Here is an 11849-nt window from a genome sequence, read left to right as displayed (position 1 = left end):
CGGGCTCCGCATCCGACGAGCTGCTCTCGACGGCGTCCTCGGTGGAGACCGGCTCGGACGGAGCAGCAACGGCATCGTCGTCGGGAGCCGCGGATGTTTCCTCGCGTGCGGGGAAGCGATGTCCGGGCTGGACGTCGACGACGGGGCTGTCCTCGAGGGACCGGCCGTCCTTCGGTGCGGACGCTTCCGGAGTCGGATGCGGCGATGTCTCCGCCGTCGTGGCCTCCGCTGCGGCAGGCTCCGGCGTCGGGGGCGTCTCCGTCTGCTTCTTCGGTGCGGAAGCCGCCGAGGGCGCCTTCTCGGCGGTCTTCGTGGGCGCCTTGTCCGACGTCTTCGTGGACGCCTTCTCCGCCGTCCTCGCTGGAGCCTTCTCGGCCGTCCTGGCGGGGGTCTTGTCCGCAGCGGTCGTACTCCCGGCGGTCTTCGACGACGTCGGGCCGGACGAGGTCGTCGAGCTCCTCTTCGCAGTGCTCCCGGTCGTCGAGCTCTTCGACGTGGAGGTCTTCGACGTCGAACTCTTGGACGTGGAGGCCTTGGACGTCGAGGTCTTGCTGGTCGACGCCGTGGGGGCAGACGCACGCGCGGTCGAGGACGTGCTGTCGGTCGACGTGTCGGCCTGCGTCCCCTTGGTGCTCTTCTTCCCCGCCGACGCGGTCCGGGCGGTGGTGGTCGACGCGTCGGACGGGGTCTTCTGCGACGTGCTCGTGGCCGGGGCGTCCTCGGTGCTCGCGCTCGGCGCCGCGGCGGGCTCGACCGTGCGTTCCGCGATGCTGCTGCGCCCACGGTTCGCTCGCGAGGAGGTGCGCGAGGCCGCACGCTTCTTGCGGGCGTCCCGTGCCATGTCTCCGGCGATGTCGCCGCGCACGCCGCGCTCACGCTCCTGAGCGCCTGCCTCGGCGGGATCGCCGGAGAAGAACATGTCGACCGGGCGACTGCTGGCGCCGGGCTCTCCCGGATCGGCCGAGGTCCGCGGATGGCTGCGCGTGCGCAGAGGCTGCTCGGCGGGGGTCGACGATCCCCCGGGGATCAGCGCACCCAGACCTCGTCCGAGTCCTCGCTTCTGCGTCATGGCATCCTCACTGCTCAATGATCGTCCGGATTCTCGAAGCATCCCTGCCGCGTGAACCCATCATGGGGGTCAAGATCTCTTCGGCGTCCTACGCCGCAGGTCAAGGGGCGGGACGAGTGGAGATCTCCCGAGCTGCTGCCCGATAGGCCAGCGCTCCGCTGCTCGTGGGATCGTACGACAACACCGTCTGGCCATAGCTCGGCGCCTCGGAGATCCGGACCGACCGCGGGATCGTGGTCTCGAAGGTCTGATCCGGGAAGTGCGTGCGCACGTCCTGGGCGACCTGCGCGGCGAGCCGGGTGCGGGCGTCGTACATCGTCAGCAGGATTGAGGAGACCTCGAGCTCGGGGTTCAGGTGCTGGCGCAGCAGATCGATGTTCTTCAGCAGTAGCGTCAGCCCTTCGAGTGCGTAGTACTCCGCCTGGATCGGGATCAGCACCTCGCGGGCCGCGACCAGAGAGTTCACGGTCAGCAGGCCCAGGCTCGGCGGGCAGTCGATCAGGACGTAGTCCAGACGCTGGCCACCATCGGTCTCCCGGGAGGCGAGGTAGTCGCGGATCGAGCCGCGCAGACGGTTCTCGCGAGCGACCATCGAGACCAGCTCGATCTCCGCGCCCGAGAGATCGATCGTGGCGGGGGCGCACAGCATGCCCTCGACCTCGCCGACCTCCTGGACCACGTCCTCCAGCGGGGTCGACTCGACGAGCACGTCGTACATCCCTGCCACCTCGGACCGGTGATCCACGCCCAGGGCGGTGGAGGCGTTGCCCTGCGGGTCCATGTCGATGACCAGGACCTTCAGTCCGCCCATCGCCAGGGCCGCCGCCAGGTTCACGGTCGTGGAGGTCTTGCCCACGCCGCCCTTCTGGTTGGCGACGGTGATCACGCGCGTGCTCTCGGGAGCATCGAACACGAGTCCCTCCAATTCCCGTCGGCGGGCATGGTCCCGGGCGAGCTGGCGCATGAGAGGGGTGTCGTCCATGTTCCCGGTGCTCCCGGCGGATCGGCTGCGGCTCTCAGCCACGTCCCTCTCCCTTCCTCGTCCCAGCGGCATGCGGGTCCGTCGTCGACGGGCCCCGGCGCACCCGGACCACTGTAGTAGGAACCTCGACCTCTCCCGAGCCGAGGGTCAGCACCTGGGGATCGGTGCCCTTGACGCGGCGCAGGGCCTTCCCCGCGGCCTCGATCTCGTCGGCCGCGGAGATGCCCTTGAGGGCCAGCAGCTCGCCACCGTCGGAGACCAGGGGAAGGGTCCATCCGGCGAGCTTCCCCAGGGCGGCGACGGCGCGCGCGGTGACCACGTCGAAAGTGCGGTCTCCGTGCAGATCCTCCGCGCGTGCACGCACGACCTCGACGTCCAGACCGAGCACGTCCGTGACCTCCTCGAGCCAGACGGCACGACGCTGCATGGTCTCCACAAGAGTGATCCGCAGGTCAGGCCGAGCGATGGCGAGGACCACGCCGGGCAGCCCCGCCCCGGAGCCGATGTCGGCAAGGGTGCGCGCCTCCGGACCTATCGCGTCCACCAGCAGGGCGCAGTTGATCACGTGGCGTTCCCACAGCCGGTCCACCTCGCGCGGACCGATCAATCCGCGCTCGAGACCGTCCGTCGCGAGCATCGCGACGAAACGCTCCGCCAGCTCGAGGCGATCCCCCAGCAGACGTCCCGCGACCTCACGAAGGTGCTCCGGGAGGGCCGGCCCGTGGGCCCGCTCGACCTCCGCCATCAGGAGGCGGGGTAGATCACGACGTGGCGGTCCTTGCCGTCGCCATCGGACTCGGAGCGCAGACCGGCCTCCTTCGCGACATCGTGGACGACCTTGCGCTCGAAGGGGTTCATGGGCCGCAGCGGCACCGGCTGACCGGTCTCCCCGGCCTTGGCGACAGCATCCTCGGCCAGGCCCTCGAGGTCCTCCTTGCGCTCCGCGCGGAAGCCACCGATGTCGAGCATGAGTCGCGAGCGGTTGCCCGTGCGGGTCTGGACGGCCAATCGCGCGAGCTCCTGGAGGGCGTCCAGCAGCTCGCCCTTGGGCCGGTTCAGTCGCGCCAGGCGGTCGGCGCCGCGGATCTCCACGGACGCACGGTCGCCGTCGACATCGATGTCGATGTCCCCGTCGAGATCGGCGATGTCCAGGAGCTCCTCGAGGTAGTCGGCGGCGATGTCGCCCTCCTCCTCGAGGCCCTTGACGTGCTCCTGGGAGCCGCTCCCGGCCTCCTCGGAGCTCCCGTCGGCCTCCTCCGACCCGTCGCTCTCCGACTCCCCGGCGACGATCTGATCGGCCTCGGCGTCGCCGACCTCGGCATCGGTGACCTCGGCGTCCTGGACGGACTCGGCGGTGTCCGCGACGACGGTCTCCTCGGGGGCGGCAGGGTCCTCGTGGGGTGCGTCAGCGGCCTCGACGGCGGACTCGGATGAGGAATGGGACTGGGTCATGATGTGTCTCCTGAGGGGGTGGATGGCATGCCCGACGCCGATCGCGAGCTGGGGCTCTCGCCGCTGTCGGCACGGGCGAGCGGGCCTCAGCGGCCGCGCTTCGAGCCCTTCTTCTGCAAGGCGTTGCCGGACTTCTTCGATCCGTTGCCACTGCCGTCGGCCTGCTGGGACTCGCGCTGGGTCCTGCGCTCCTCCTGGGCCTTGCGACGGGCCTCGCGAGCCGCCTCCAGGCGCTCCGCGTCGGACATCTTCTTCCCGCCCTTGTTGGCCTTGGGCTGCACCCGGATCGGGGCGTCATCGTCGACGACCGTGGGCTTCTTGGGGGTCAGGTCGATCGGCTCGAGACCCTTCTTCTCGCGCTTGGCGTTCACGCGCGTCTGGTGCGCGGTCGCGGCCGGCGAACCGGGGGTCGGATAGGTGTAGACCACGATCGCCTGCTGGCCCAGGGTCCAGACCGTCGTCGTGAGCCAGTACATGAGCACACCGATCGGCATGCCCGGTCCCGTGATCACGTAGACGAACGGGAGCATGTACATCATCATCTTCTGGGTGCTCGCCATCGGTCCCTCGAGGGCTGACGGCGGCATGTTGCGCATGGTCAGCTCCTTCTGGGTGATGAAGGAGCCCAGGCACATCAGGGCGATGATGACGCCGGCGACGATCTTCGTCGAGATGCTCGACCCGTCACCGGTGTCGGCCGTGCGCAGGAAGCTGTCGGCGATGGTCACGTCGCCGAAGAGCGTCGCGTGGTACGCGTTCGAGGCGAGCTCGTGGGTGAGCGGCCCGAAGGGCTGTCCGTTCGCAGCGTCCTTGAGCTTGTAGAACAGCACGCGGAACAGGGCGAAGAAGATCGGCATCTGCAGCAGCAGCGGCAGGCACGAGGAGAGCGGGTTCGCCCCGGCCTCGCGGTAGATGGCCATGGTCTCCTCGCTCATGGCCTGGCGCGACGCCTGATCCGTCTTCCCCTTGTACTTCTTCTGCACGGCCTTCAGCTGGGGAGCCACGGCCTGCATCGCGCGCGAGGAGCGGATCTGCCGCACGAACAGCGGCGTGATCAGGGTGCGGACCACGACGGTCAGACCCACGATCGACAGCAGCCAGGTCCAGCCCGAACTGCCGTCCATGAAGAGGTCGAGGAACCGGTGGAAGAGCACCATGATCCATGCGACGGCCCACTCGATGGGGTAGAGAATGTTCGGCATCGGCCTGATCTTCCTGCCGTCGGTAGGCGCATGTCGTTCATGCGATGTGACGGCTGCGGGTCGGGGTCTCGGACAAGGGTAGGCCCTAACGGGCCGGGGTCCACCCTCGGGTGTGACGGTCCGGGCGTGGGTTGCTCCACATCCCGGGAGCGGGGACGGGATCGATCCCTCCCCGCGTGAAGGGGTTGCAGCGCACGATCCGCCAGGCGGTCAGCGCGCTGCCCTTGATCGCGCCGTGGCGACGCAGGGCGTCCATGCCGTACTGCGAGCACACGGGGTCATAGCGGCAGGCGGGCGGGGTGTAGGGCGAGATGCCCAGCTGGTAGGCCCGCACCGGCAGCATGAGGATCCGGCGCGGCAGGCGCAGGACCTGCGCCGCGATGCTCATGCCCGTGGTCCGGGAGCAGGGGCCGACGCCGCGGCCGACGAGCCCTCGGAGGATGATCGGGCGCCGCGACGCTCGAGCTTGCGACGCGCACTGGAGAGTGCCCCGACCACCTGCTCCTCGAGCTCGGCGAAGGGGACGTCCTGAATCCCGGGAAGGGTGCGCAGCACGAGGTCGGAGCTCTCCGGGATCTCCGCCAGGTGCGCACGGGTGATCTCCCGCAGACGCCGCGTGACCCGGTGACGGATCACCGAGTTGCCGACCTTCGTGGAGACGACGAATCCCACGCGGGCCTCCTGGGGCCCCTCCGTACGGAGGACCAGGTGGGCGACCACGTGGGATCGTGCTGCGCGCACCCCGCGCCGGCTCGCGGTGCGGAACTGCTGCGCGGTGTGCAGGCGGTGGCGGGACCAGTTCATGGCCCGGCCTGCGTGCTCACCGCTCGAGCCGCCTGATCAGGCCGACAGCTCGGAGCGGCCCTTGGAACGGCGCGCGTTGATGATGGCGCGGCCGGCGCGGGTGCGCATGCGGGCGCGGAAGCCGTGCTTGCGGGCGCGGCGGCGGTTGTTCGGCTGGAACGTACGCTTGCTCATCGGTTCTCCTCGATCGCGGCACAGGGGCGTGCCTCTCGCGGTGGCTCTGGGGCCGCTGCACGAGCACGGGGGCGGGCGCTACCGGTGCGGGCCCGGGAGGGTCCTGCTCCGTGCGACTCCGCCGACCTCGAGGACGGCACAGCGACGACTGCACGATCCTAGGCTCGGCCGCCGAGGGGGTCAACGAACACGGCGCTGGTCAGCCCGATTGTGGTGCGATTCTCACCGTCGCCGAGCGCATCACGCGGGGTCCCACGGGCTCCCGAAGCGTCCACTCCCTGTGATCCTGCCACCCCGTCGCACCGTCGTGCGTGGTCAGCCACCACTTGTCCCCAGATGCCGCGAAGCTGTGGAAAACTGGGTGGACAACCCTGAGCCCGTACGGAGAGCAGCATGGACGAGACATCGGTCGACTACGACGCGACCTGGGAGGAGACCCTGCGGATCCTCCGTCGCGACGAGAACGTCAGCGAACGCGCGATGGCGTTCCTGACCCTCTCCCGACTGATGGCCGTCGTGGCGGACACCGCACTGGTCGCGGCCCCTTCCACCTGGGCGAAGGACCTCTTCGAGCAGCGCATCGCCGGTGCTCTGAAGGAGGCGCTGTGCGAGGCCACGGGTCGGGAGACCCGGTTCGCGGTCACCGTCGACGAGTCCCTGTTCGAGGACGACCCGGAGCCCGTGCGCGGCGCGCCGGCCGCACCCCGCGCCACGGCCGACGCGTCCACCGCGACTGTGGACCCGGTTGTGGATAACTCGACGCGTCCGTCGGCCTCGGAGCCCCGCACGGACGCCGACGAGCGCTCCTCCCTGGCCCCTCGATCCGGGCAGTCCTCGGCCGAACCGGGAGAGCCCGCGTGGCAGCAGCGCGGGACGGCCCCGAACGACGACGCCCCCCGGCTGGGCCGGCAGGATCCCGAGTGGGCCGCTCGTGAGAGCACCGCCCCGTCGGCGGAGGATGCCGCCCCCGCCGGGCGGGCGAGCTACTCGTTCCCCTCTGCCGCTCGGGCGACCACCTCCGCGACGCCGCCACCGGACGACGAGGAGTCCACCCTCGGTTCGGACTCCCGGCTGAACGCGAAGTACACCTTCGACACCTTCGTGATCGGCTCTTCCAACCGCTTCGCCCAGGCCGCCGCCTCGGCCGTCGCCGAGGCCCCTGCTCGCGCCTACAACCCCCTGTTCATCTACGGCGGGTCGGGACTGGGCAAGACCCACCTGCTGCACGCCGTCGGGCACTATGCGCAGTCGCTGTACCCGGGCGTCGAGGTGCGGTACGTGAACTCGGAGGAGTTCACCAACGACTTCATCAACTCCGTGCAGTCCGGTCAGTTCGGCAAGGCTCAGGAGTTCCACCGCCGCTACCGCGACATCGACATCCTGCTCATCGACGACATCCAGTTCCTGCAGCGGGCGCCCGAGACGATGGAGGCCTTCTTCCATACGTTCAACACGCTGCACAACGCCGACAAGCAGATCGTGATCACCTCCGACCTGCCGCCCAAGCAGCTCGGAGGCTTCGAGGACCGCATGCGCTCCCGCTTCGAGATGGGGCTGATGACGGACGTGCAGCCGCCGGACCTCGAGACCCGCATCGCGATCCTCCGCAAGAAGGTCGAGATGGAGGGCACCAAGGAGGTCCCCCGGGACGTCCTGGAGTACATCGCCTCGCGCATCTCCACCAACATCCGTGAGCTCGAGGGCGCACTGATCCGCGTCCAGGCCCTGCACTCGCTGTCCCGGCAGCCGATGGACGTCTCCCTCGCCGAGAGCGTGCTCAAGGACCTCCTCGCCCACGACGACGGCGCCGAGGTCACCGCCTCGACGATCATCGCCCAGACCGCCGCGTACTTCGGTCTGCAGGTCGACCAGATCACCGGCGGTGCCCGCACCAGGATCCTCGTCACCGCTCGACAGATCGCCATGTACCTGTGCCGTGAGCTCACCGACATGCCGCTGATCCGCATCGGCGAGGAGTTCGGCGGGCGTGACCACACCACCGTCATGCATGCGAACAAGAAGATCTCCGAGCTCATGAAGGAACGTCGGGCGATCTTCAACCAGGTGACGGAGCTGACCGCCAGGATCAAGAACTCGAGCTCGAAGGACGCCTGAGGGTTCCTGGGCCGGTTCGAGGCTCCTCGGAGTCGTACCGGGATCACATGGCTGGTCGTGGCGACTCTGTCCCCAGTGTGAACAACTATGTGGACAATGTGGAGCGACGAGCGTTCCCGCAGGGGACGGTGTGCACGGTTCTGAGCGTCCTGAGCGCCCGTATCGGGCGTTTGTGCACAGAGCTCCCACAACGTCCTGACTGTCGTCAACGTGTCGTTCACGATGAGGTTCGTGGGTGTGTCCTGCAGTGATGCAGGTTTTCCACGACATCAACAGCCGTGAAGAAGAGGAATCCTGTTCTTGTTCCGCTGCTGATGTGGAGAAGTGGGCGTCCCGTGCTCCGCGGACGTCGCCTCCGAGCCCCGTGCGATCCGGGCAGTGAATGTCAAGCGTGTGATTCGGTGTGTCGCGAGAAGTGCCTCCGAACGGCTACGCTGACGTCCGCGCCCTGGGGATCCGAGGATCTCGGGGCGCGATCTTCCCGACATGGACCTCGACCACCTGCGAAGGAGTGGCAACGGTGAAGTTCCACCTCGATCGCGGCGTCCTGGGTGACGCCGTCACCTGGGCGACCCGTACGCTCCCCGTCCGGCCCGCGATGCCGATCCTGCAGGGGGTGCGCATCCTCGCCCAGGGCTCGGGCGAACTGCTGCTCTCGACCTTCGACTACGAGGTCAGCGCGCAGATCACCCTTCCCGCCGAGGTCGAGGTGCCCGGCGAGGTCCTCGTCCAGGGCCGCATGCTCTCGGACATCGTGCGCTCGCTGCCCAACAAGGACGTCTCGATCGAGCTCGTGGGCACCAAGGTCGAGGTGCGCTGCGGCAGCGCCGCGTTCTCGCTGGCCACCCTGCCCGTCGAGGAGTACCCGCAGCTCCCCGAGATGCCGCCCGTCGCGGGATCGATCCCGGCCGACGTCTTCGCCGAAGCGATCTCGCAGGTCACCGTCGCCGCCTCCAAGGACGACACCCTCCCGCTGCTGACCGGCGTCCGCGTCGAGATCGTCGGCGAGAAGATGACCCTGATGGCGACCGACCGCTACCGCCTCGCCATGAGCGAGATCACCTGGCGACCCTCGCGGCCCGACCTCGAGATCACCGCCCTGGTGCGCGCCCGGACCCTCCAGGAGGTCGCCCGTTCGCTCGCGACCGGCGGAAGCGTCGACGTCGCCATCTCCGAGGAGTCCTCGGCGAACCTGATCGGCTTCGAGGCCGGCGGCCGCCGCACCACCTCCACGCTGGTCGACGGGGACTACCCGCCCGTGCGCCGTCTGTTCCCCGGCTCCACCCCGATCACCGCGGTGGTCGCGACCGCGCCCCTCATCGACGCCGTCAAGCGCGTCTCCCTGGTCGCCGAGCGCAACACCCCCGTGCGCTTCTCCTTCACCGAGGGCAACGTGACCCTCGAGGCCGGCGCCGGGGACGACGCCCAGGCCTCCGAGTCCCTCGAGGCGCAGCTCGAGGGCGAAGAGCTCGTGGTCGGCTTCAACTCCGGCTTCCTGCTCGACGGCCTCAGCGCCCTCGGCGAGGACTTCGCGCGGCTGACGTTCACCGACTCCATCAAGCCCTCCGTGATGAGCGGCCAGGAGTCCCTCGAGGGCGACGCCGACGGCGACTACAAGTACCTGATCATGCCGATGCGGATCTGAGCGGGTGAGGTGATGCTCCCGTGCATCTGACCTCCCTCGATCTCACCGACTTCCGCTCCTACGAGCACCTCGAGCTGCCGCTGGCGAGCGGCGTGACCGTGTTCGTCGGCCCCAACGGCCAGGGCAAGACCAACATCGTCGAATCGCTCTGGTACCTCTCGACCCTCTCGAGTCATCGGGTCCCGCACGACACGGCGCTCGTGCGCCGCGGGGCGACCACGGCGATCATCCATGCCGCCTTCGTGCGCGCCGGGCGCGATCTGCAGGTCGATCTGCAGATCACCCCCGGCAAGTCCAATCGGGCGCGCGTGCAGGGTGCCTCGCTGAACCGTCTGCGGGACCTCCTCGGAGAGGTCCGTGCCGTGCTCTTCGCCCCCGAGGACCTGGGCCTGGTCAAGGCCGATCCGGAGGGTCGGCGGCGTTTCCTCGACGAGCTGCTGTTCCTGATCGCGCCCCGGTTCGCCGGGGTGAAGGCCGACTACGACCGCGTGGTCAAGCAGCGCACCGGATTGCTGAAGCAGATGCGCAGCATGCGTCGCGGCGGCGCCGGCCGATCCGTCGGCGGTCTGGATCCGGAGGAGGCCGCGGCCTCCACCCTCGAGGTCTGGGACGCCCAGCTCGCGCGCACCGGGGCCGAGCTCCTGCGCGCCCGGGTCCACCTCGTGAACCGTCTGCGACCCCACGTCGGCTACTCCTACCTGCGGGTCGCGACCGAAGCGGGTGCCGAGTCCTCCCTCGACCTCCCGCCCGACCAGCGCGGGAGCGTCGACTCCCCGGCCGACGTCGGCTACCGGTCCACCGTCCTGGACACCCTGGACACGCCCGACGGCGAACTGCCAGGCCTCCAGGAGATCCACGACGCCCTGCTCGCCGAGGCGGTCGCCAGACGTGAGGAGGAGATCGACCGGGGCGTCACCCTTGTCGGCCCGCATCGCGACGACCTGGAGATCCGTCTGCACGGCTTCCCCGCCAAGGGCTACGCGAGCCACGGCGAGTCCTGGTCCCTCGCCCTCGCGCTGCGACTGGGCTCCTACGACCTGCTGCGGCTCGAGGAGGGCGACCTGGGCGACGGCGAACCGATCCTCGTGCTCGACGACGTCTTCAGCGAGCTCGACACCAGCCGTCGCGAACGTCTGGGCCGCATCGTCACCGACGCCTCCCAGGTCCTGATCACGACCGCGAACGACTCCGACATCCCCGATTCGCTCGAGGGCGAGATCCACGTGGTCGACGTCGAGCTCGGGCAGGCGCGCGTGCGCGAGGGGACACTGCATCACGGCGGAGGCAGCTCGTGGTGAGCGGCAGCGGACCGTCGGTCCCGAACCCCTACGACCTGGGCACCTGGCGCGAGCGCGCCGCCCAGGAGGAGCGTCGCCGAGCGCTGAATGAACGCACCCCGCGGCGCAGCGGAGGCGGCCGCACCGTGCCGGCGGCGACCTCGGACGACGAACCGGAGGGGCCGGCCGCGGCGCGGGGATCGTCCGCCCCGGGCGGCGCACGCCGTGGTCAGGAAGGCTCCGAGTCCGAGGAGCCGGTGGATCCTCCCGAGCTGCCGCGCAGCGACGACTCGTTCGAACTGGCCCGGCGGACGGTGAACCGCTCGCGCGCAGCGGCCCGGGACCGCGGACTGTTCCCGATCTCCGCGAAGACCCAGGGCCTGCACGAGCGCCGGGCTCGCAGCACGCCCGGGTACTCGGGGTCCCGCCCCGACCCGCGCGATCCCCAGGGCCTCGAGACGGTCATGCGGCGCGTGCTGGGTGACCTGGGCTGGGTCGAGGGCATGAACTCCGGTCGTGTCCTGGAGGAATGGGACGAGATCGTGGGCCCCAGCGTCGCCGAGCACTGCACACCGGTCTCCCTCGAGGACGGCGTGCTCGTGGTCTCCGCGAGCTCGTCCGCCTGGGCGACCCAGATCCGCATGCTCAGCCCTCGCCTGATCTCGACGATCGAGGAGCACGTGGGTGCCCATGTCGTCTCCGAGCTGCGCGTGAGCGGACCCGCCGCGGCCGAGCGCTCCTGGAAGCGCGGCCGACGCACCGTCACCTGGCGCGGGCCGCGCGACACGTACGGGTGAGGCCCGGCGGTCGTGGAGCTGTTCTGCCGACGACCCTCGCACCGGCGCCCCGTTCCCGAAGTGCCAGACGCCCTCCAGACGCGTCAACGGCCCCGAGGGCGTACCGGCCCTCATATCCACCACCCCTGTGCACTCCCAGGTGCGTCCCAGAGCCTCCTAGAGGCACTTGGGCGCGCGATCCGTCCCCATAATCCGGGACAGGAGCGTGAATCGGGGCCTCTGATCCGCTAGAATGAAAGGGTTCGGTCGGAGACGCTCTCGGCCGCGGATCACGAGCCGTCGGCACGCGTCGGGGACTCGGGTCGCCCCTGGTCAACGCACGGTCCACGTGT

12 protein-coding genes are annotated in these 11849 nt (G+C 69.6%); 5 read left to right on the top strand and 7 right to left on the bottom strand.

Annotated elements, in window-relative coordinates:
• Nucleotides 1-218 precede the first annotated feature (218 nt).
• Nucleotides 219-884 (top strand): hypothetical protein, encoded by a 666-nt coding sequence (locus tag DEO23_RS16380; RefSeq protein ID WP_240613322.1) that lies wholly within the window; start codon nucleotides 219-221, stop codon nucleotides 882-884.
• 285 nt (nucleotides 885-1169) lie between these two features.
• Here DEO23_RS16380 and DEO23_RS09000 read toward each other — a convergent pair whose 3' ends face one another.
• The 7 genes from DEO23_RS09000 to rpmH all read right to left on the bottom strand — a co-directional run bounded on the left by DEO23_RS09000 (nucleotide 1170) and on the right by rpmH (nucleotide 5683).
• Nucleotides 1170-2051 carry a ParA family protein gene (locus tag DEO23_RS09000; protein ID WP_109275963.1) on the bottom strand — a complete coding sequence of 294 codons (882 nt, stop codon included), beginning with the start codon at nucleotides 2049-2051 and terminating at the stop codon, nucleotides 1170-1172.
• A gap of 34 nt (nucleotides 2052-2085) precedes the next feature.
• The gene (rsmG, locus tag DEO23_RS08995) at nucleotides 2086-2796 is read right to left on the bottom strand and encodes a 16S rRNA (guanine(527)-N(7))-methyltransferase RsmG (protein ID WP_109275705.1); all 711 of its coding nucleotides are present in this window, start codon (nucleotides 2794-2796) and stop codon (nucleotides 2086-2088) included.
• Nucleotides 2796-3503, bottom strand: coding sequence for a Jag family protein (locus DEO23_RS08990; RefSeq protein ID WP_109275704.1), 708 nt, complete (start codon nucleotides 3501-3503; stop codon nucleotides 2796-2798). The genes rsmG and DEO23_RS08990 overlap by 1 nt, the downstream gene beginning before the upstream one ends.
• An 86-nt stretch (nucleotides 3504-3589) precedes the next feature.
• Entirely contained in the window at nucleotides 3590-4705 is a 1116-nt protein-coding gene (gene yidC / locus DEO23_RS08985) for a membrane protein insertase YidC (RefSeq protein ID WP_109275703.1), read from the bottom strand.
• Nucleotides 4706-4790: 85 nt separating this feature from the next.
• Nucleotides 4791-5093 (bottom strand): membrane protein insertion efficiency factor YidD, encoded by a 303-nt coding sequence (gene yidD, locus DEO23_RS08980; RefSeq protein ID WP_109275702.1) that lies wholly within the window; start codon nucleotides 5091-5093, stop codon nucleotides 4791-4793.
• Nucleotides 5090-5509 (bottom strand): ribonuclease P protein component, encoded by a 420-nt coding sequence (gene rnpA / locus DEO23_RS08975; protein ID WP_109275701.1) that lies wholly within the window; start codon nucleotides 5507-5509, stop codon nucleotides 5090-5092. The genes yidD and rnpA overlap by 4 nt, the downstream gene beginning before the upstream one ends.
• 36 nt (nucleotides 5510-5545) lie before the next feature.
• Complete coding sequence (gene rpmH / locus DEO23_RS08970) at nucleotides 5546-5683, bottom strand: 50S ribosomal protein L34 (RefSeq protein WP_109275700.1); 138 nt, start codon at nucleotides 5681-5683, stop codon at nucleotides 5546-5548.
• Nucleotides 5684-6076: 393 nt separating this feature from the next.
• Here rpmH and dnaA point away from each other — a divergent pair, with 393 nt between their 5' ends.
• From dnaA to DEO23_RS08950, 4 genes are all read left to right on the top strand, one after another.
• Nucleotides 6077-7798, top strand: a complete 1722-nt coding sequence (gene dnaA, locus DEO23_RS08965; protein WP_109275699.1) for a chromosomal replication initiator protein DnaA — start codon at nucleotides 6077-6079, stop codon at nucleotides 7796-7798.
• 520 nt (nucleotides 7799-8318) lie between these two features.
• Nucleotides 8319-9443, top strand: a complete 1125-nt coding sequence (gene dnaN / locus DEO23_RS08960) for a DNA polymerase III subunit beta (RefSeq protein ID WP_109275698.1) — start codon at nucleotides 8319-8321, stop codon at nucleotides 9441-9443.
• A 20-nt stretch (nucleotides 9444-9463) separates the two neighbouring features.
• Nucleotides 9464-10741: a DNA replication/repair protein RecF gene (gene recF, locus DEO23_RS08955; RefSeq protein WP_109275697.1), complete on the top strand. Its 1278-nt coding sequence runs from the start codon at nucleotides 9464-9466 to the stop codon at nucleotides 10739-10741.
• Nucleotides 10735-11517 (top strand): DciA family protein, encoded by a 783-nt coding sequence (locus tag DEO23_RS08950; protein ID WP_240613321.1) that lies wholly within the window; start codon nucleotides 10735-10737, stop codon nucleotides 11515-11517. The genes recF and DEO23_RS08950 overlap by 7 nt, the downstream gene beginning before the upstream one ends.
• Nucleotides 11518-11849 lie beyond the last annotated feature (332 nt).

Source organism: Brachybacterium endophyticum (genome assembly GCF_003130585.1).
GTDB lineage: Bacteria > Actinomycetota > Actinomycetes > Actinomycetales > Dermabacteraceae > Brachybacterium > Brachybacterium endophyticum.
Note: the sequence above shows the minus strand (reverse complement) of the source record. Positions and strands in the feature narration are given on the sequence as shown.